We start from the raw sequence: 21,120 nt of genomic DNA, 5'->3' as shown, positions 1-21,120 counted from the left end.
GAGAATGGCTGCTGTCGTCAGATTTTCAGCGGCGGCGTGCCTTCCTTGAATAGCTGCTTGAGCTGGGTATGCAATTCCGGCGTATCGGTGTGGCCGTGAACGCTTACTGCGTGCTGGACTGCCGCTGCCAGCAATTCGTCGTCGTTATCTGCAGCGATCGCCACTGAACAGTTGGTGTCGCTCTTGTATTCGCGGCAGTCGATGTATTTGCGTGTCATGGTGAACTCCTTCATTGCAGCAATGTGGTTGCGCAAATCCGATGCACACAAACGGCCTGCTGCGAGCTCGCTTGAGAATAAATCTTAGGAATCAAGGAGGCGTTTGTCAACGCAGCACCGGCATTTGGTTTGCCCCTTGCCAATATTGGCAATCGACAACCACGGCGGCCCGCTGTGTCCGGGCGCGCTATTTGGATAAAATCGAACCGGTTCGGATATTTCCGTTTATGATCATGATTATTGCCACGCTTTGCCGCCACGACGCTATACTTTGCATCAACGACATGTGCTTGCACTGAGCTTACCTATCTCCATAGATGAATATACCCCGCCTCACTGCCAACTTTATCCCGCTTGCGATTCCGCAGCTGCGATGGCGTCCCTAGACTAAGGTTGGTGGAAAGCCGAAACCACACCGCGCCCTGTCATTCAGGGCTGAGTTTGTGTCGCCCGCAAGATTTTTGTGATTGTGTTGCAGCAACAGGACAACTTGGCAAGCAACCATATCGCGGGCAGAATTCCCAAATAAAATCAATGGGTTGGAACTACTATGCTGCTAATGATCGACAACTACGACTCCTTCACTTATAACCTGGTGCAATACTTCGGTGAACTTGGTGAAGATGTCCGTACCTTCCGCAATGACGAAATCACGCTCGAAGAAATCAATGCGCTGAAACCTGATCGTATCTGCCTGTCGCCAGGCCCCTGCAGTCCGAAGGAAGCCGGGATCTGCGTCGACTTGCTGCAGCAGTTCGCCGGCAAGCTGCCGATACTCGGTGTTTGCCTTGGCCATCAAGCGATCGGCGAAGCGTTCGGCGGCAAAGTAATCCGCGCGCAGCAAGTCATGCATGGCAAGACCTCGCCAATCAACCACACCGGGGTCGGCGTATTCAAAGATCTGCCCAACCCGTTTACGGTGATTCGCTATCATTCGCTAGCCATCGAACGCAACTCGATACCGGACTGCCTGGAAATCACGGCATGGACCGACGACGGAGAGATCATGGGAGTGCGGCACAAAGACTACGATATCGAAGGCGTGCAATTCCATCCGGAATCGATCTTGTCGGAGCATGGCCACGCCTTGCTGCGTAATTTTGTTCAAAGAGCTGTTTGAACGCTTAGCGCCGGCGCATCAATAGCAAACAAGGCGCCGTCCTCCTAATCGCTAGCAAGGAAATCATGCCAATCACCGAACAAGAAGCCCTGTTGCGCTGCATCGAGCATCGCGAAATCTTTCACGATGAAATGCTGTCGCTGTTCCGCCGCATCATGAAGGGTGAAATGTCGCCGCTCATGATTGCGGCGCTGACCATGGGCCTGCGCGTCAAAAAAGAAACCATAGGCGAAATCGCCGCGGCGGCGCAGGTCATGCGCGAGTTCGCCACGCCAGTTCCCTGCCGCGACACCGCCAACCTGGTGGATATCGTCGGCACAGGCGGCGATGGTGCGCAAACCTTCAATATCTCGACCGCATCCATGTTTGTCGCCGCCGCCGCCGGCGCGCGGGTCGCCAAGCATGGCGGCCGCAGCGTATCGTCATCGTCCGGCAGCGCCGATGTGCTGGAATCGCTCGGCGCCATTATCAACCTGACGCCTGCGCAGGTAGCCGAGTCGATAGAACAGACCGGCATCGGTTTCATGTTCGCGCCGAACCACCACGCAGCGATGAAGCATGCAGCGCCGGTACGCAAGGAACTCGGCGTGCGCACCATCTTTAATATCCTTGGTCCCCTGACCAACCCGGCCGGCGCGCCGAATATCCTGATGGGCGTATTCCACGCCGACCTGGTCGGGATCCAGGTGCGCGTGCTGCAGCGTCTGGGCGCGCAGCATGCCATCGTGGTGTGGGGCCGCGACAATATGGATGAAGTCTCGCTGGGCGCCGGCACTATGGTGGGCGAACTGGTGAACGGCGAAATCCGCGAATACGAAATCCATCCGGAAGATTTCGGCATGCAGATGATCGCCAGCCGCAACCTGAAAGTGTCGAACTCGACGGAATCGAAGCAGAAAGTACTGGAAGCGCTGGAAGACCAGCCGGGCCCGGCACGCGACATCGTCGCCATCAATGCCGGCGCTGCGTTATATGCCGCCGGCGTCGCCAGTTCGATTGCGGACGGGCTGCAGACAGCGCGCGCCGTCATCGCTTCCGGCGCAGCCAAAGCCAAACTCGATCAATTCGTGCAAGCCACGCAAGCCATCGCTGCCGCCGGTTGAGGGCAAGCGCAGTAAAGGAAACGCACCATGTCTGACATCTTGAATAAAATCCTGGCGGTCAAAGCCGATGAAATCGCCGCGGCAAAAAAACAGCAAGACTTCGCCAGCCTGCGCCGCGAGGTAGAGTCGGACGCAGAAGCGCGCGCCGCCTTGCGTGGCTACGAAGCCGCCCTGCGCGCAAAAATCGCCGCTGGCCACGCCGGCGTGATTGCCGAAGTCAAGAAAGCTTCGCCGTCCAAAGGCGTGATCCGGGCAGACTTCCATCCGGCCGACATCGCCGTCGACTACGCGGCCCATGGCGCGGCGTGCCTGTCGGTGCTCACCGATATCCAGTTTTTCCAGGGTTCGCCCGATTACCTGAAACAGGCGCGCGCCGCATGCAAGCTGCCAGCCCTGCGCAAGGATTTCATGATTGATGCGTATCAGGTATACCAGGCGCGTTCCTGGGGCGCCGATGCGATCCTGCTGATCGTGGCGGCGCTGGACCATGGCTTGATGGCGGAAATGGAAGCTGTCGCCCATGAGCTGGGCATGAGCGTGCTGGTGGAAGTGCACAATGCGGAAGAACTGCAGGCGGCGTTGAAACTGAAAACCGACCTGCTCGGCATCAACAACCGCAACCTGCGCACCTTCGATACCTCGCTGCAAAACACCCTGGACCTGCTGCCGCAGATACCGGTAGACAAGCTGGTGGTCACCGAATCCGGCATCCACACCCGCGACGACGTCAAACGCATGCGCGACGCCGGCGTCAACGCTTTCCTGGTGGGAGAGGCGTTCATGCGCGCGCCGCAGCCTGGTGTCGAGCTAGGCCGCCTGTTCGATAACTGAAACCCGGCGCCAGGCGGCAAGGTCAAAATGCCGGAATCAGGGAACCCTTGAATTCCGTTTCGATAAAACTGCGCACCTGCGCCGACTGGTAGGCTTTGACCAGTTTCTTCACCCACGGCTTATCTTTATCCTCTGCCCGCGTGGCGATCAGGTTGGCGTATGGCCCTTTGGCATCCTCCACCGCAATCGCATCGCGCTGCAATGACAAACCCGCCTTCACCGCGTAATCGTTGTTGACCGAAGCCGCCGCCAGGTCGTCCAGCGAACGCGGCAATTGCGCGGCGTCCAGCTCCACCAGCTTCAATTTCTTGGGATTCGAGACCACGTCCAGCGGCGTCGCATTGACGCCGTTTTCGCCGACGCCCGCTTTCAGCTTGATCAAACCCGCCTTTTGCAGCAGCAGCAAGGCCCGGTTGCCGTTCGACGGATCGTTCTGGATGCCTATGCTGGCGCCCTGCGGCAGCTGGTCGACATGCTTGTATTTCTTTGAATAGATGCCCAGCGGCGCCGTGATGGTCAAGGCCACCGGCACGATCTTGTAGCCCCTGGCCTTGATCTGGCTGTCGAGGAAAGGCTTGTGCTGGAATGCATTGGCGTCCAGGTCGCCGGCGGCCAGCGCCTCATTCGGCTGCAGGTAATCGCTGAAGGTAATCACCTGGATATCCAGGCCCTCTTGCGCCGCCACTTTCTTCACCACTTCAAAAGTCTGCTCGGCATTGCCGACCGAGACGCCGACCTTGATCCTGGTTTTTTCCTGCGCATGGACGGTGGCGATGCTGGCTGCCAGCAGTAAAACCGGCAAGGTCTTGAGGATGAGGCGATGCATTTTTTCTCCGGGACGAATATGTTGGCCAAGATGCTGGCGATAAAACACGATATTCACACAAGCCCCGGCAAGCGCTAACGAACGATTTCGCATGTCGATATGTCTCAAGTAAAGCCTGATTGAGATTCATTTCCATTTTATCCATATAATGAGTTGTCAGCCGGACGATCCCGGTGCGACGCGACGACAACTTGAAGTATTTTTGGAGGTTTTTGATGCGCGCTATCTATCACGTGGTCACCGCAACATGTTTCAGCTTGTCGATGCTGGGCGGCGACGCCCTGGCGGCAAGCCCGCTCAAGCAATATTCGGTGCGCGACTTCTTCCGCAACCCGGAGCAAAGCGGTTTCCAGATTTCTCCCAACGGCAAATACATCAGCTTCATGCAACCCTGGAAGGGCCGCATGAACATCTTTGTCAGGACCGTCGGTTCAGACGCCGCGCCGCTGCGCATCACCTCCGAGGAAGCACGCGACATCAGCGGCTACTTCTGGAAAGGCGACGACCACATCCTGTTCGCCAAGGACTTCGGCGGCGATGAGAATTTCCACGTGGTGTCGGTGGGCCGCGACGGCAAGGGCCTGAAAGACCTGACGCCCTACCCCAAGGTCAGGGCCCAGATCGTCGACGACCTGGAAGACAACAAGGATGAAATCCTGGTCAGCCATAACAAGCGCGATCCCGAAGTGTTCGATGTCTACCGCGTCAACGTCAAGAACGGCGCCGAAAAGCTGGTGGCCAAGAATCCCGGCAACATCCAGGGCTGGATCACCGACCACGACGGCAAGGTAAGGGCCGCCACCACGTCCGACGGCGTCAACACCAGCCTGCTGTATCGCGCCACCGAAAGCGCGCCGTTCAAGACCGTGCTGACGACTTCGTTCAAGGACTCGGTCGACCCGCTGTTCTTCACCTTCGACAACAAGAAACTGTATGTATCGTCCAACCTCGGCCGCGATAAAAAAGCGATCGTGATCCTCGATCCCGAAACTGCCAAGGAAGAAGAGCTGCTGTATGAAAATCCCGAGGTCGACGTCGAAAGCCTGGCTTACTCCAGGAAACGCAAGGTGCTCACCGAGATCAGCTACACCACCTGGAAAACCCAGTACAAATTCCTCGATGCGCAAAGCGAAGCCCTGCATAAAACCCTGCAGGAAAAACTGCCCGGCTACGAAGTCATCACGCAGTCGCACACCAAGGACGAGTCGACCTGGATCGTGGCCGCCTACAATGACCGCACCCAAGGCAGCCGCTACCTGTTCGACAGCAAGAGCGGCACGCTGACCAAGCTGGCCGAGATCAATCCCGCCATCGCCGAACAGGACATGGCGGAAATGAAGCCGGTGCAATACAAGGCGCGCGACGGCCTGCTGATCAACGGCTACCTTACCCTGCCGCTGGGCAAAGACCCGAAGAACCTGCCGGTGATCGTCAATCCGCACGGCGGCCCGTGGGTGCGCGATGTCTGGGGCTACAACCCGGAAGTGCAGCTGCTGGCCAACCGCGGCTACGCCGTGCTGCAGATGAACTACCGCGGCTCGACCGGCTATGGCCGCCAGTTCTGGGAAGCTTCGTTCAAGCAATGGGGCAAGACCATGCAGGACGACATCACCGACAGCGTGCAATGGCTGGTCAAGCAAGGCATCGCCGATCCGAAGCGAGTGGCGATCTACGGCGGCTCCTACGGCGGTTATGCGACGCTGGCCGGGGTCGCCTTCACGCCTGACCTGTACGCGGCGGCAGTCGACTATGTCGGCGTCTCCAACATGTTCACCTTCATGAAGACCATCCCGCCGTACTGGAAACCCTTCCTCGACCAGATGTACGAGATGGTCGGCGATCCGGTCAAGGACAAGGAGCTGCTGACGGCGGTCTCGCCGGCCCTGCATACCGACCGCATCAAGACGCCGCTGTTCGTAGCGCAGGGCGCCAACGATCCGCGCGTCAACAAGGCCGAGTCAGACCAGATCGTCGAAAACCTGCGCAAGCGCGGCGTGCCGGTCGAATACATGGTGAAGGACAACGAGGGCCACGGCTTCCACAATGAAGAAAACCGCTTTGATTTTTATACGGCGATGGAAGGATTCCTGTCCAAGCATTTGACGCCGCAATAAAAACCGCTTGCCGGAGCATGGCGGACGGCCGAAACGGTGGTCCGCCATTTTTATTTCCGGCGCCAGCGAATGAGACCTGGCAAACCCTGCGCGCGGTAAAGATATCGTTCCGCCCGGCTTTCGATACTGTTTCTCCACAAATCCCCATTACGAACTGTTTAAGAAACAAATTTTTAGTATGTTTAATAAACAAATAAATTCATTTTACAATCAATAAATCCTTATATAACAATGTGTTATGTGGATTTATTTTTCTGAACAATTGTAAATTTAAGTTTTTTACTATACATTACAACTCAACTAAAACAATTCTGGGCAGCAACAACCGCCGCCGCAGACCGCGGCGTCCGCCCAGGACAATGCATGCCACGGCTTGCAGGAAGAGATCATGAGACCAACGATTCGGGATATCGCATCCGCAGCGAACGTATCCATAGGCACCGTATCGCGCGCCTTGAAAAAACAGCCCGGCCTGACCGAACAGACGCGCATCCATGTACAAAAGATCGCCAGCCAGCTGGGCTATAACGAATCCAACCTGCGCCAGGGGAAAATCCGGCGCCTGACTTTCCTGCTGCATCGCCAGCACAACAATTTTGTCGCCAGCCCTTTTTTTTCGCATGTGCTGCACGGCGTGGAAACCGCATGCCGCGAACGCAGCATCGTGCCCACCGTATTATCGATCGGCCCGGCCGACAACGTGATGGAACAGATCCGCCTGCACGAACCCGACGCGCTGGCGGTGGCCGGCTTCATGGAGCCGGAGGTGCTGGAACTGCTTACCCAGACTGGCAAGCCTGTGGTGCTGATCGATTTGTGGGCGCCCGGTTTCCGCTCCATCAATTCAGACAACCTGGGCGGCGCCCTGGCCGCTACCCGCCACTTGATCGCGCTTGGCCGCAAACGGCTGGCCTTCATCAGCGGCCCGCTGTCGCACTACAGTATTGCGCAGCGCGCGCTGGGTTACCGCCAGGCGCTGTTCGAGGCCGGCCGCCTGTTCGATCCGCGCCTGGAAGTCACCTTGCTGCCCGGCCCGGAACTCCACCTGCATGCCGCCGCGGCAATGCAAAGCCTGCTGCAATCCGATTCTCCGCCTGACGCCGTGTTCTGCTACAACGACGCCACCGCGCTGGCCGTCATGAGCGTATGCCAGGCGCGCGGCCTGCGGATTCCCGAAGATATCGCGATTGTCGGCTTCGATAATATCGACGCCGCCACCAGCGCCACCCCGCCGCTGACCACGCTGGCCGTGGACAAGGAAGCCCTGGGCAAACTGGGCATCAAGCTGCTGCTGGAAGACACGCTCGTACAACCTGAAGTGATGCTGCCGGTGGAGCTGATCCAGCGCGCCAGCACGCTGGGCAACTGATCCGCTACCGCCATGAACATGCTTGAACCGACCGCAATGCCTAAAGCCGAATTCCGCAATCCCGCTTTCCTGTTGCAGCACATCCGCGACACCATGCGTTTCTATCATCCGGCGGCGCTCGATCCCTCTGGCGGCTTCTATCATTTCTTCAAGGACGACGGCAGCATCTACGACAGCGAAACCCGGCACCTGGTCAGCAGCACCCGCTTCATCTTCAACTACGCCATGGCCTATCGCCGGTTCGGCGATGCCGCTTACCTGGATGCGCTGAAGCACGGGCTGGCGTTCCTGCGCGAAGTGCACTGGGATCCGCTGCACAAGGGCTACGACTGGACACTTTCATGGAAAGACGGCCGCAAGCAGGTGCTGGATCCGACCCGCCACTGCTACGGCCTGGCGTTCGTCATGCTGGCTTACGCACATGCCTTGATGGCCGGCGTCGCAAGCGCCAAGGAAGACCTGCACCAGACCTACGATTTGCTCGAACAGCATTTTTGGGAAGCCGGCGCCGGCCTGTATGCCGACGAGGCCAGCGCCGACTGGCAGCTGCAAAGCTATCGCGGCCAGAACGCCAACATGCACATGACCGAGGCGCTGCTGGCAGCCTACGAAGCCAGCGGCGATGCGAAATTCCTGGATCGCGCGGAAACCGTGGCGCGCAACATCACCTTGCGCCAGGCTGCGCTCAGCAACGACCTGATCTGGGAACACTACCACCAGGACTGGACCCCGGACTGGAACTACAACAAGGAAGACAGCAGCAACATTTTCCGCCCGTGGGGCTTCCAGCCCGGCCATCACACCGAATGGGCCAAGCTGCTGCTGATCCTGGAACGGCACCGGCCGCAAGACTGGCTGCTGCCGCGCGCCATCGAACTGTTCGACGCCGGCCTCGACGCCGCCTGGGACATCGATTGCGGCGGCATCTACTACGGCTTCGCGCCGGACGGCGTGATCTGCGACCAGGACAAGTATTTCTGGGTCCAGGCAGAAAGCTTCGCCGCTGCCGCCCTGCTCGCCAAACGCACCGGCAAGAACCGTTTCTGGGACTGGTACGAACATATCTGGCAGTACAGCTGGCAACACTTCGTCGATCACCAGTACGGAGCGTGGTACCGCATCCTGACGCGCGACAACCGCAAGTACGGCGACGACAAGAGCCCCGCCGGCAAGACCGACTATCACACCATGGGCGCTTGTTACGAAGTGCTGGGCGCCTTGTCCGAACCATGAACCTGTAGCAGCACACGCGGCGCAAACGCCGCGTCCCCGGAGGAAACCGAACTACCGCTGACCTTGAATCCGTCGATCCCGTCGACCGCATTTTTCTCTTGAACATCTCTTAGTACGCGGCGCTATCCAGGCGCCGCGCCGGGCCGCCTCACGCCCGGATTCTGGCAATACCGGCTTTACCGGCAACCGCATTTGTAGCAGGCAGGTGTATCCGATTGCCCGGTCCGAACCGGGCGGCGATTATAAGGAGGAACAATGAACAAGCAATCATGCAGGAATCTTGCAATTGGCATGGCAGCCGCAATGCTGTTCGGCTGCAGCGACGGCTCAAGCGGCTTGCCGGGCAGCGGCGGCGCGGCAGGAACTGCCGGCGTGGCTGGCGCAACCGGTGCGGCAGGCGCTCCCGGCCAGCCCGGTGCAACAGGCGCGAGCGGCCCGGCCGGCCCGGCGGCAACCACACCCGTAACGGTCGACGCCAACCAGATCAAGCCGCTGCCGGAGCTGGCGCTGACGCAATACATCAAGCCTTTCCTCGGCACCCAGCAGCAGCCGGGCGGCACCCACCCCGGCAACACCAGCCCGGCAGCCACCCTGCCATTCGGCATGGTGTCGTTCGGACCGGATACCGATATCGATCATCAATACTATTCCAGCGGGTCGGGTTATAACTACGACAGCAAGATGATCAATTATTTCAGCATGACGCGCATCAGCGGCCCCGGCTGCCGCAGCGGCGGCACCCTGCCGATCATGCCGACCATGCTGACCACCCAGCTCACCAGCAACAGCAACCTGGTCATGCGCCAAAGCAGCAGCACCTTCGACCACAAGAACGAACAAGCCGTGCCCGGTTATTACAAAGTGCAGGCCGACGACGGCATCGTGACCGAGCTGACTGCCACTGCCCGCAGCGGCATGGCGCGCTTCACCTACCCCGACAAGAGCAAGGCGATCCTGGTGATCGACGCCACCCAGACCAACTCCATGACCGGCATCAACGCCCAGATCTGGCAGGATCCGGCCGACCCCAACAGCTTCTACGGCAAGACCAGCAACAAGTTCAACTGCGGCGGTGGCTACGATGCCTATTTCTACCTGCAGGCCGGATCGGCTTACGCCAAGGCGCCGCGCTTCATCAACAACAACGGCACGCTGATCCTGAATTTCGACCTGTCGCAATCGGCCGCCAGCAGCACCGTGGTCAAGATCGGCCTGTCGTATGTCAGCCCGGCCAATGCCCGCCTCAACCTGAAAAAGGAAAATCCCGGCTTTGATTTCGACGCCACCGCGAAAAAAGCCGGCGCCGAATGGAACACCCGGCTCAATACGATCCAGGTCGATGCCGCCGGCGCCAGCGCCGACGCCCTCCAGCAATTCTATACGGCGTTTTATCACGTCATGTCCGGCCCCACCCTGTTCAGCGATGTCGACGGCAGCTACATCGGCATGGACAAGCAGCGCCACCAGACCGACACTTACAAGGACAAGGACGGCAAGCTGGTGCGCCGCAACCACTACACCACCTTCTCGATCTGGGACACCTACCGCTCGCTGGGTGCGATGCATGCCTGGCTGTTCCGCGACCAGGCTGCCGACATGGCGCAATCGCTGGTGAACGACACGGCGCAATGCGGCGCATTCCCGCACTGGGCCGACGCCAATGTCGACGATGTGCCGATGGAAGGCGACCATGCGCCGATGCTGCTGGCCAGCCTGCAGGCTTTCGGCGCGACCCGCTTCGACAGCGCCGCCGCCCTGGGCTACCTGAAACGCTCGGCCTTCGCCCCCACCGCCGACTCGCCGCAATGGCCGGCCTGCAACGGCAACCCAGCCTTCGGCCGGAACGTGGCTGGCAGCGCGCAAGGCAACATGCCGGATTACCTGAAACTCGGTTACGTCGCTGAAGGCAGCGACGCCAGCGGCATCCATACCGGCTCCATCACCATCGAAGGCGCCAGCCGCGATTTCGCCATCGGCCGCTTCATCAGCAACCTCGATCCGGCCACCGTCAGCGCCGACGACAAGAAGATCGCCGGCACGCTGCTGCTGCGCGGCGAGAACTGGAAAAACCTGTTCAAGCCGGATACCAAGGTGATGGCGGTCAAGGACCTTGCCGGCAACTGGGCTTCGCCTTCGCAGGATGACGGCTACCATGAGGGCACGGCGGCCCAATACCTGTGGGCCATCCCGCACGACCTGGGCAAGATCGTCGCCGCCTTGGGCGGCAACGCTGCTGCCGTGGCGCGGCTCGACACCCTGTTTTCCGTCAGCACCACATCAGCTGCGGCAAAAAAATCGCCGGCCGGGCTGGCGCTCGATCCGAGCCGGCTGAACGGCGGTGAAAACTCGAACGACTTCTACATGGGCAATGAACCCGGCTTTGCCGCGCCGTGGGCCTATAACTGGAGCGGCACGCCATCGCGCACGCAGTTCGTGCTGCCGCAGATCATGGCCGCCACCTTCTCCAGCAAACCGCAAGGCTTGCCGGGCAATGACGATGTTGGCGCCACCTCGGGCTGGTATGTGTGGGCTTCGCTGGGGCTGTATCCGATGATTCCCGGCGTACCCGGGCTGACCATGGCGACGCCGCAGTTCGGCAGCATCACCATCCAGCTGGCCGACGGCAAACGGCTGCTCATCAAGCGCGACAAGAATGCCGCTTTTGTCAAAAGCCTCAAGGTGAACGGCAAGGACTGGAACAGCACCTGGCTGCCGCTGAACCAGGTGCAGTCCGGCGGCACGCTGGATTTCAGCACCGCCGACACCCCCACCGCATGGGGCCAGGCCAGTACGCCGCCATCCGGCGCCGGCGGCAATTTCTCGCAGACTCCCTGATCCACATTGAACAGCGCGGACCGCTCCCAGGCGGTCCGCCGGCGTTCGCCCGCTGCTGGCGCGGGCGCCTGCGCCTTTGTTCAAACATGCCAGCACTATCCAGAAACTTGGACTTTCAAAAAAACCATTGGAGGAACAATGAATCTGCACTTGAAGAAAAACGTTACCATCGGTCTTGCCGCTGGCCTGCTGTTTGGCTGCGGCGGCGGCTCCGATTCATCGCCGGTAGACGCCAGCGGCAAGCAAGCAGCCGCTGCCCTTGCGGGAGCGCCGCAGCCAGGCAGCGACGCCGCCGGCAAAAAAAACCTGACCCGGTATGTGAATCCATTCGTCGGCACCGCCGATTCATCGAAACCAGCCACCGACCCGGTGCCGGCCGGCGCCCGAGGCGGCACCTTCCCCGGCGCCACGACACCCTTCGGCATGGTGCAATGGACGCCGATGACACCCAGCAACGGCGGCCAGGACCATCCGGTCGGCTACATCTACAAGGAAAAAACCATCACCGGTTTTCCACTGACGCAAATGAGCGGCTCCGGCTGCGACGGCAATGAAGGCGAACTGCCGGTCATGCCGACCTTCGACACCGGCGCGGTCGGCGTCAACGCCAAGGAAAACTTCGATCACAAAAATGAAACGGCGCGTCCCGGCTATTACCAGGTGACCCTCAACGACGGCATCAACACTGAACTGACCGCTACTACCAGGACCGGCTTCGGCCGCTTTACCTTCCCTGCAAAATCGGCCATAGCCAGCGCCAACAAGACGCCCTACCTGGTGTTCGACGCCACCCGCACCAACACCATCGCCGCCACCACCGGCGTGATCAAGACTGAAGGCAAGGACGCGCTGTCCGGCTCCACCGTCGGCGGAAAGTTTTGCGGCGCCCGCACTTACACGCTGTATTTCTACGCCAAGTTCGACCGCAACATCAGCGCCGCCATCAGCAACGGCAAGGCCAACGTCAGCTTCGACGCCAGCACCAGCCCGGCAGTGCTGATGAAGATCGGCCTGTCGTATGTCAGCAGCGACAATGCGCACAAGAACCTGGAACAGGAAAATCCGAACTGGGATTTCAACGCCGTGCGCGATACCGCCGCCGACGCCTGGAACACCCGCCTCAATACGATCCAGGTGAGCGGCGGCAGCGATACCGAAAAGCGCAAGTTCTACACCGCGCTTTACCACTCGCTGCTGTCGCCCAACACCAGCAGCGACGTCACCGGCGACTACATCGGCTTCGACCAGAAGGTGCACCAGGTCGCGGCCGGCCGCACCCAGTACGTCAACTATTCCAACTGGGATGTGTACCGCAGCCTGATTCCCTTGACCAGCATGCTGTTTCCCAAGGAAACCAGCGACATGATGCAATCGCTGGTGAACGACGCCGACCAGTGCGGCGCCATCCCGCGCTGGGCGCCGATCAATGTCGACGCCGGCATCATGCCGGGCGATTCGGGGGTGCCGACCATCATGGGCGGTTATGCCTTCGGCGCCACCAGCTTCGACGCCAGGAAAGCGCTGGACTACATGACCCTGGTCGGCAACAAGGCCGACGTGCAATGTACCGGCGACCATGTCAGGGACAGCACCGACAGGATGAACGACTACCTGGTGCACGGTTACGCCGGCATGGACAACGGCTGGTGGGCCGGCTCGCTGACGTTCGAATTCGGCACCGCCGACTTCGCTACTTCGCAGCTGGCCAAGGCCCTCGGCGACAACATGAATTACCAGCTGTTCCTGAGCCGCTCCGCCAACTGGAAGAACCAGTTCAACCCGGCCCAGAAGCAATTGCTGCCGCGTTACCGCAATGGTTCCTGGATGCTCAATCCGCAGCCCAATGCCGACATGGTGGAAGGCAACGCCGAGCAATACACCTGGATGTCAGCCTACGATGCGCGCGGACTGTTCGGCCTGGTCGGCGGCAACGACGCCGCCATCAAGCGGCTGGACGCCTTCTTCCAGGATCTCAACGCCGGCATGAACAAACCCAATTTCTACATGGGCAATGAGCCGAGCTTCGCCACGCCGTGGCTGTACAACTGGACCGGCGCCCCATGGCGCACCCAGAAAGTGGTGCGCGATGTCGCCAACACCGTGTTCTCCGACGATCCGGGCGGCTTGCCCGGCAACGACGACCTGGGCGCGGTCTCGTCCTGGTATGTGTGGGCGGCGCTCGGCCTGTATCCGGAAATCCAGGCGGTAAGCGGCCTGACCATCGGCAGCCCGATGTTCGACAAGGTGGTGATCCGCTGGGCCGACGGCGCCAAGAAGCTAGTGATCAACGCCAGCGGCGCCGCCGCCAACTCGCCGTACATCCAGAGCCTGGCGCTGAACGGCCAGGCGCTCGACATGCCGTGGCTGTGGCTGAAGGACCTGAAGGACAGCGCAACGCTGGACTTCTCCCTGGCAGCGAGCCAGTCGCAATGGGGCAAGGATTCGTCGGCCAAGATGCCATCGTTCGGCCTCGACGGCTTCAGCACCCTGGCCGATGCGCTGAACAACCGCGGCATAGGCAGCGATGGCCAGCAGACGGTGCGCGGCCTGGAGGGTTATACCTACGACATGGGCGGCTGGAGCTACTCCTCGCAAGCGCTGGCGACCGCAGGCGCAACGCCTGGCGCCAGCTTCAGTTTCAACGGCGTCTCGTTCACCTGGCCGGACGGCAAGTCAGGCCTGGATAACATGGTCACCCAGGGCCAGGTGATCACGTTCGCCAAACCGCAGGCGGCAGATACGCTGGCCCTGCTCGGCAGTGCGACCAATGCCTCGGCCGCGCCTACCGGCAAGCTGGTCGTTACCTATGCCGACAACACCCAGGCCAGCTTCGATTTGCGTTTTGACGACTGGACCCTGGGCGGAGGTTCCGGCAAGGTCGGCAGCTACAACAAGATCGCCCTGACCAGCGCCCACCGGGTCGACCAGAACGGCAATGCCGACACCACCAAAGCCTATGTCTTCTACTGGGATGCGCAGCTCGACAAGAAGCGCACGGTCAAGAGCATCACCTTGCCGTACCAGACCGACAACGGCGCCTTGATGCATGTGTTTGCAATGACCTTGAAGTAAAAAAAGCGCCGCGGCCTGCCAGGGCCGAGGCGCACCGGCGGACGCGCACGGCTCGGTTCGTGCCAGACCTCGAGGCTCGGTTCGTCGAATTGCCTGGCGATATACATGATGTGCCGGTGTGAAGTAATCAATCAACCGCTGTTAAATTGGGATACTCCAGAATGAGAAACAGCGCCTCGCGGGCGCTGTTTCTCAAATGCTTCGTTTCACGTCTTGCCGGTCAGGCCCGGCTATTTTCCAGCGCCCGGCGGCCGGCGTCTTCGTCCAGCTCGCCTTCCCACTTCGCAATGACCGAGGTGGCGATGCCGTTACCGACCACGTTGGTCGCGGTGCGGCCCATGTCGAGGAACTGGTCGATGCCGATGATCAGCAGGATGCCGGCTTCCGGCAGATGGAACATCGGCAGGATGGCGGCCACCACCACCAGTGAACCGCGCGGCACGCCGGCCATGCCCTTGCTGCTCACCATCAGCACCAGCAGCATGGTCAGCTGCTGGGCGAACGACATTTCAATGTTGTAAGCCTGCGCCACGAACAGGGCGGCGAACGCCTGGTACATCATCGAGCCGTCAAGGTTGAAGGAGTAACCAAGCGGCAGCACGAAACCGGTGATCTTGTTGTTCACGCCGAAATTTTCCAGCTGCTCCATGGTCTTCGGATAAGCCGCCTCGCTGCTGGCAGTGGAAAACGCCAGCATGATCGGCTCTTTCAGCAAACGCAGCAAGGTGAAGATCGAACCGCGCAGGAAGATGTAGCCGATCGCGATCAGCAATGCCCACAAGGTCGCCAGCCCGGCATAGAAACCGCCGAGGAACTTGGCGTAGGTTGTCAGCACGCCGAAACCCTGCACCGTGATGACGGCGGCGATGGCGGCGAACACGCCGAGCGGCGCAAAGCGCATCACGTAATCGGTCACTTTCAGCATGACGTGCACCAGCCCGTCGACGGCGTTGGTCACGGCCTTGCCGGCCTCGCCCTTGACCGAAGCCAGGCCAAACCCGAAAAACAGCGAGAACACCAGGATCTGCAGGATTTCATTCTTCGCCATGGCGTCGACGAAGCTGCTCGGGAACACGTGCGAAACAAAATCTTTCAGGTTGAAGCCGCTGGTATTGAGCTTGGTGTCGGCTCCTACCGCGGGCAGCGGCAGGTTGAGCGCATGGCCGACCTGCAGCACGTTGACAAACAGCATGCCCAGCGCCAGCGACAGCAAGGAGGCGATCACGAACCAGCCCAAGGCGCGCACGCCGATGCGGCCCACCGAGCTGCTGTCCTTCATGCCGGCAATACCCGACACCAAAGTGCCGAACACCAGCGGCGCGATGATCATCTTGATCAGGCGCAGGAATACATCGGTGATGATGGAGAAGTAGCCGGCGATTTCCTTTGCCGCCGCTTCGTCCGGCGCCAGGTTGTGGCAAATATAGCCGACCACGATCCCGAGGACCATGCCGACCATGATCCAAGTCGTTGCTTTAATTTTTTTCATTTACGTATCCGGCCGTTAGACATACAAAAATACAAAAAATACAAAAACTGTCGACCCGCACTGGCGTCGCGGAGAGAGATCGGCATTAACGCAATGAACAGATTTTGCGAAAATATCAACGTTCTGCTGGAAAAATAAAAAAGCCCTCATTGCTGAAGGCTTTAGAAAACCTGGTGCCGGCGGCAGGGCCTCGCCCCTGATGGCAAGCTTGCGCCAAAGCGCAAACGGACCAGCATGGTACATGAGAAAACGGCCTCTGATCAACAAAAAGAGACCTGGCGCCAATGCCGGCGCGGCAGCGGCCGGTACTCGAGAGCCGCCCTGTATTTATTGACATATCGTATCTAGAGTGATGGAGTGCGGCCTGGCGCCTGCACGTGCGCGGGTGACTATCAACGGTTTTATCTCAACGGAGCACTTCACATGACTTTCATTGAAAACCTGTTGTTCCCCATCTCGCTATATGCCGCGCTCGCGTGCGGACTGCTGGGCGGGCTGTTCTTCGCGTTTTCCAATTTTGTGATGAACGCCCTGTCGCGCATCTCGCCTGCCAGTGGAATTGCGGCAATGCAGTCCGTCAATATCACTGTGCTTAACCCGCTGTTCCTGCTCCTGTTCCTTGGCACTGCCCTGCTTTGCGCGGTCCTGATCGTGTTTGCCGTTCTGCGCTGGCAGCAGCCGTATGCCGGCTGGTTCCTGGCGGGCAGCCTGTTCTACCTGATCGGCGGATTCCTGGTCACGATGGGATTCAACGTGCCGCTCAATAACGCCTTGGCCGTCGTAGATCCGGTCAGGCCCGAGTCGTCCCAGGTCTGGCAGAATTATCTCAGCACCTGGACCTGCTGGAACCATGTCCGGACCATATGCTGCCTGGCTGCCGCTGCACTGTTCATCATCGCGGCCTGGCGGCATGCATGACCTGCCGGTGTAAACGAAAAAAAACCGCAGCATGCTGCGGTTTTTTTTATCGGTGCATGAAAATCAGACGACCTTGTTGGTCGACAGATCCCAGCCGCCGGAAGTGTTGCCGCCCGAACCGCCGCCGATTTTTTGCTGTGTGTACTTCCATTTGACCTGGGAGTATTTCAGGCTGACAGTCTCGCTCAGCACATCGCCTTCCTGGACCGATGGCGTGACATCCGAAATCAGCAGGTTGACCAGCTCGATTTCGAAGTACTTGATGCGGTCGCCCTTGCCGTCAGCGCGCAGGAATTCGAACTTGGCCTTTGGAATGGTCTTGCCCGACGAGCAGTTTTGCAGCAGCAGCGGTGTCGCCAGGTCGGCGATCTTGGTCAGCACGATGTCCTTGTGCTCGCAACGCTCGGCTGTATGGCCGCCGCCGGTGGATGCAGTCGCCGACTTCGGCTGCAGCACTTCCCACTGTACCGATTTGCATTCGATCCAGTCTTTGTGCGCGCTGTCCGTGGACTCGCCCTTGATGCCGTCGATTTGCAGATAAACGTCTATTGCCATGGTGATACCCCTTATGAATTAAGTAAAACTTGGATAACGCTGGTTGTTCCGCAAGCAAGCGGATTGAAACTGAAAGTTCGTGAAACTGGAAGTATGTCGATAGAGAAACGACACAGCGCGACGGGCCCTGAGACGTCCTCGCGCTACGAACGGCGGCATGAGAAAACCTGTTGAACGCATTCCGTGCAGCAATCTTACAACCATATAAGCATGCAAGATTGCAAACAATTGTATCACCAGTCAGAATAACAATTATTTCTACGCAGAAATAAATCTGACTTTTTGGGAATTTTGCCACACTTGCCGACAGGCTTTTTCCGGGAGTCGCTCTGATTTCTTAAAATTTCCAAGGAGAAATGCATTGGAAATTTATTTAATTTTAAATTAGCAACATCCTGCTCGATACGGCCGCGCCGGCGCGACGCGCCATCAGCCTGATATCCGGCTGGCCCTTTGTTGAGAACAGGACCCGGTCAGTTTAAAACGACAACCTTATATTTCGATTGGAAGGTTTGAAAACCCCTTGTTTTTCATCGCTCTGCTGTATATTTCCAAAAAGAAACTAATAACGGCAATTAAATCTAGGAGATGGCGATGCAAAAACGCAGCACGTACGGTTTCATTTTTTGTCTGGCAGCATCAGGATTCAGCGCAAGCGCACAAGCCGAACTGCCGCCCATCAAGATCGGCGTCATCGGCCCGATCACCGGCCCCTCGGAAGACATGGGGCAGAGCATGATAGGCGGCGCCAGGGTGTTCCTGGCTGACATCAACCAGGTCGGCGGCGTGCTTGGCCGCAAGATCGAACTGGTCGAGCGCGACGACCGCGCCAAGCCGGAAGTCGGTGCGGCCATGGCCAAGGAAATGATCGAGAAGGATGGCGTGGTGGCCGTGGTCGGCTTCGGCAATACCGGCGTCGCCCTGCCGGCGGCGAAACTGTTCCAGGAAGCCAAGATCCCGCTGATCGTCACCGGCGCTACCGGCGCCACCATCACCAAGTCCTTCATGCCGCCGGCCTACCCGGTCAGCTACATCTTCCGCACTTCCGCCAGCGACGCGCTGCAGCCTATCGTGATTCTCAACGACGTCATCGACCGCCGCAAGATCGACAAGATCGCCGTGCTGCACGACGAAAGCCCCTACGGTCAGTTCGGCAAGCAAAGCATGCTGGCGGAGCTGGACCGGCGCAAGATCAAGCCGGTGCTGGTGGAGGGATTCAAGGTCGGCGACCAGGACATGACGGCGCAGCTGCAGCACGCCCGCGACAATGGCGCCCAGGCCATCGTGATGTACTGCCTCGCCCCAGAGGGTGCGATGGTGGTGAAGAGCGCGGACAAGCTGAAACTGCGGCTGCCGATAGTCGGACCGTGGGGCATGTCGCAGCAAACCTTCATCGACAAGGCCGGCCAGAGCGCGGAAGGCGTACGCAGTTCTGTGACTTTCATCGAAAACGAATTGAGCTCGGTCAGCAACCAGTTCTCGCTGACCTATCGCAACGTCAACAAGACCAACCGCATTCCGTCCGCCGTGGCCGCCGCCCAGACCTACGACGCGCTGCGCCTGATCACGCTGGCGATATTCCAGGCCAACACGGTGGACGGCGCCAAGGTCAAGGACGCCCTCGAAAACCTGCAGGTGCACACCACATCGACCATCGTCTCGCGCTACTTCAAGCCGTTCTCGGCGACTGACCATGAAGCGATTGCCCTCAACATGATCGTCATGGGGGAAATCCGCAATGGCAAGGTGGCTTATGCCTACCGGGAAGATGCAAGCAGCGGATCGATCGCGCGTACCAAAAAGACTGAATAAGCGGGAGAGTCAACGCCAGGCCGTTAGCGTTACCAATTCCGGGAAGTGCGCCGTAGAAGAACACCAATCAGCGCGCCCTGCGATATGCAAAAACAAAACCCCGGCAGCTTGCGCTTGCCGGGGTTTTGCATGTCCCTCCCTGATCTCTAAGGCCGATGCGCCTTCAGGGCTTGATTCTTGTAATTTCGCTGATGTGGGCTTTGCCGGAAAGCGGCTTGAAGATATACAACAAGGCTGGGAACTGCGGCGAGCCCGGGACTACAACTGTGCCGGTGCACAGGAAGCAGTAATTGGTGCCCGCTACCACTTGCGTGGCAAACGCGGATGGCGTGTAAGCCACGCCGGTAAAGCCTTCCAGCGCTTCCTTGAATACTGCCCGTGCAGCGGCGGTTATTTCATAGTCAAAATGACTCCAACCACCGGCCAGATCTGTCGTCATGATATTCCCCTTGCGATGGCCGCATGGTCGGATGCCCGTCACTGTTGCGACCGTCCAGTCACAGGCTGCAAAAATTACAACGCAGGCCTGGATTGACGGCACCAGGTCATCTCCAGGCTTGGCAAGATCGATGCCGCCATGCCGAAGAGAAACCCATGCTAGTCCGATGCGCAAAGAAAAAATACTGGTGAAAGTGTCAGGTACGGGCGGCGCTCCGGCCCATCGACAAGAGCGGCGGAAATGAAGGGGAAAACAGGCACCGCTTACAGTTCGCCGGCACCCTGGCTTGCCGCGGCCCCGCTGAATTTGGCGGTAAGGAAGCTGGCAATCCGCTCCTGGGTAGCGTCAAGATAGGGAATGTTGTGGTGGTCGGAACCGGGAATGGTTTCGTCCTGCGGCGCTTTGGCCAGTTTGGCAACCAGCAGGTCGGTATGGGAAGACGGCACCACGTCGTCAGATGCGGCACGGATGATGAACGTCGGCGCGGACAGCAAAGGCGCATGCTTGATTGAATCGAAACGATGCTTGAGAACGAACCCCGGCACGGCCGGGAAACGGCGCTTGGCCAGGGCCAGCAGCGAGTCATAGGGAGTAATCAGCACGATCGCCGCGACCGGCCGGCTGACGGCTATCTGCACCGCCACGCCCGAACCGAGGCTGCGCCCGACCACGGCGATTTGTCCGGCGTTGATATGGCGATGCTCGGCAAACCAGTCGAACAGCATCTGCGCGTCTTCTATCATTTTCGGCTCGCCCGGGACACCCTCCGAATCGCCGTAGCCGCGGTAGTTGACGGCAAGCACTGTCATGTTCGGGAACATGCGCCAGGCATCGCGCGCCACCCAGGAAACTTCCTCCGAGCGGCCGCCGAAATACACTACCGCCGGATGGGGGCCGGGTACGCGCGGCGTCAACAGCCATCCCGAGAGCCGGGTGCCGTCGGCGCAGCGCAGTACGACCAGGCGGGAGCGGTGTCCGATGCTATGGGGATGTTCGACTTCCTTGGTGCGCACCGGCTTGAAAATCAGCTTGCGCTGGCTGACCGCGACCGCGGTGGTAAAAATCAGCCATCCGAGGGCGACGATGCCGCCCATCCCGGTCATTTTCTTGTACTTGATGGTTCTCATAAGCCAATGCAGCCACACGGGGCCTTATCCCATGCTGGCCGCATCCTCCCCTTGGCCTT

The 21,120-nt window shown here is 59.6% G+C and carries 16 protein-coding genes; 10 read left to right on the top strand and 6 right to left on the bottom strand.

Annotation, left to right across the window (positions count from 1 at the left end):
- Positions 1–17: 17 nt before the first annotated feature.
- Positions 18–218, bottom strand: a complete 201-nt coding sequence (locus BM062_RS06880) for a DUF1059 domain-containing protein (RefSeq protein WP_092395118.1) — start codon at positions 216–218, stop codon at positions 18–20.
- A 550-nt stretch (positions 219–768) separates the two neighbouring features.
- On the opposite strand from BM062_RS06880, the gene BM062_RS06875 reads away from it, so the two are divergent.
- The 3 genes from BM062_RS06875 (at position 769) to trpC (ending at position 3,272) form a co-directional block, all read left to right on the top strand.
- Positions 769–1,338, top strand: a complete 570-nt coding sequence (locus tag BM062_RS06875) for an aminodeoxychorismate/anthranilate synthase component II (RefSeq protein WP_092395032.1) — start codon at positions 769–771, stop codon at positions 1,336–1,338.
- Between the two features lie 65 nt (positions 1,339–1,403).
- Complete coding sequence (gene trpD / locus BM062_RS06870; RefSeq protein ID WP_092395029.1) at positions 1,404–2,441, top strand: anthranilate phosphoribosyltransferase; 1,038 nt, start codon at positions 1,404–1,406, stop codon at positions 2,439–2,441.
- 27 nt (positions 2,442–2,468) lie between these two features.
- Entirely contained in the window at positions 2,469–3,272 is an 804-nt protein-coding gene (trpC, locus tag BM062_RS06865; protein WP_092395026.1) for an indole-3-glycerol phosphate synthase TrpC, read from the top strand.
- A gap of 22 nt (positions 3,273–3,294) precedes the next feature.
- Here the strand turns inward: trpC and BM062_RS06860 are convergent, their stop codons facing one another.
- Positions 3,295–4,098: a MetQ/NlpA family ABC transporter substrate-binding protein gene (locus BM062_RS06860; RefSeq protein WP_175500911.1), complete on the bottom strand. Its 804-nt coding sequence runs from the start codon at positions 4,096–4,098 to the stop codon at positions 3,295–3,297.
- A 224-nt stretch (positions 4,099–4,322) separates the two neighbouring features.
- Between BM062_RS06860 and BM062_RS06855 the strand changes: the two genes are divergently transcribed.
- The 5 genes from BM062_RS06855 to BM062_RS06835 all read left to right on the top strand — a co-directional run bounded on the left by BM062_RS06855 (position 4,323) and on the right by BM062_RS06835 (position 14,721).
- Positions 4,323–6,212, top strand: coding sequence for a S9 family peptidase (locus BM062_RS06855; protein ID WP_371326555.1), 1,890 nt, complete (start codon positions 4,323–4,325; stop codon positions 6,210–6,212).
- A 388-nt stretch (positions 6,213–6,600) separates the two neighbouring features.
- Positions 6,601–7,581, top strand: coding sequence for a LacI family DNA-binding transcriptional regulator (locus BM062_RS06850; protein WP_092395020.1), 981 nt, complete (start codon positions 6,601–6,603; stop codon positions 7,579–7,581).
- Between the two features lie 12 nt (positions 7,582–7,593).
- Positions 7,594–8,814: an AGE family epimerase/isomerase gene (locus BM062_RS06845; protein WP_092395017.1), complete on the top strand. Its 1,221-nt coding sequence runs from the start codon at positions 7,594–7,596 to the stop codon at positions 8,812–8,814.
- Between the two features lie 291 nt (positions 8,815–9,105).
- A complete protein-coding gene (locus tag BM062_RS06840; protein ID WP_092395014.1) occupies positions 9,106–11,649 on the top strand; it encodes a GH92 family glycosyl hydrolase in 2,544 nt (847 codons plus the stop codon).
- Positions 11,650–11,787: 138 nt separating this feature from the next.
- The gene (locus tag BM062_RS06835) at positions 11,788–14,721 is read left to right on the top strand and encodes a GH92 family glycosyl hydrolase (RefSeq protein WP_092395012.1); all 2,934 of its coding nucleotides are present in this window, start codon (positions 11,788–11,790) and stop codon (positions 14,719–14,721) included.
- A 220-nt stretch (positions 14,722–14,941) separates the two neighbouring features.
- Here the strand turns inward: BM062_RS06835 and BM062_RS06830 are convergent, their stop codons facing one another.
- Positions 14,942–16,210: a dicarboxylate/amino acid:cation symporter gene (locus BM062_RS06830; RefSeq protein ID WP_041741188.1), complete on the bottom strand. Its 1,269-nt coding sequence runs from the start codon at positions 16,208–16,210 to the stop codon at positions 14,942–14,944.
- Positions 16,211–16,633: 423 nt separating this feature from the next.
- Here BM062_RS06830 and BM062_RS06825 point away from each other — a divergent pair, with 423 nt between their 5' ends.
- Positions 16,634–17,128 carry an anthrone oxygenase family protein gene (locus tag BM062_RS06825; RefSeq protein WP_092395009.1) on the top strand — a complete coding sequence of 165 codons (495 nt, stop codon included), beginning with the start codon at positions 16,634–16,636 and terminating at the stop codon, positions 17,126–17,128.
- A 63-nt stretch (positions 17,129–17,191) separates the two neighbouring features.
- Here the strand turns inward: BM062_RS06825 and BM062_RS06820 are convergent, their stop codons facing one another.
- Positions 17,192–17,683, bottom strand: coding sequence for an Hcp family type VI secretion system effector (locus BM062_RS06820; protein WP_014004678.1), 492 nt, complete (start codon positions 17,681–17,683; stop codon positions 17,192–17,194).
- A gap of 594 nt (positions 17,684–18,277) precedes the next feature.
- Between BM062_RS06820 and BM062_RS06815 the strand changes: the two genes are divergently transcribed.
- Complete coding sequence (locus BM062_RS06815; protein WP_254784965.1) at positions 18,278–19,495, top strand: ABC transporter substrate-binding protein; 1,218 nt, start codon at positions 18,278–18,280, stop codon at positions 19,493–19,495.
- 163 nt (positions 19,496–19,658) lie between these two features.
- Here the strand turns inward: BM062_RS06815 and BM062_RS06810 are convergent, their stop codons facing one another.
- The gene (locus BM062_RS06810) at positions 19,659–19,934 is read right to left on the bottom strand and encodes a hypothetical protein (protein ID WP_092395003.1); all 276 of its coding nucleotides are present in this window, start codon (positions 19,932–19,934) and stop codon (positions 19,659–19,661) included.
- 263 nt (positions 19,935–20,197) lie between these two features.
- Positions 20,198–21,061: an alpha/beta hydrolase gene (locus tag BM062_RS06805; protein ID WP_254784963.1), complete on the bottom strand. Its 864-nt coding sequence runs from the start codon at positions 21,059–21,061 to the stop codon at positions 20,198–20,200.
- Positions 21,062–21,120 lie beyond the last annotated feature (59 nt).

The sequence above is a fragment of the Collimonas sp. OK412 genome (assembly GCF_900112135.1).
Lineage (GTDB): Bacteria > Pseudomonadota > Gammaproteobacteria > Burkholderiales > Burkholderiaceae_D > Collimonas > Collimonas rhizosphaerae.
Note: the sequence above shows the minus strand (reverse complement) of the source record. Positions and strands in the feature narration are given on the sequence as shown.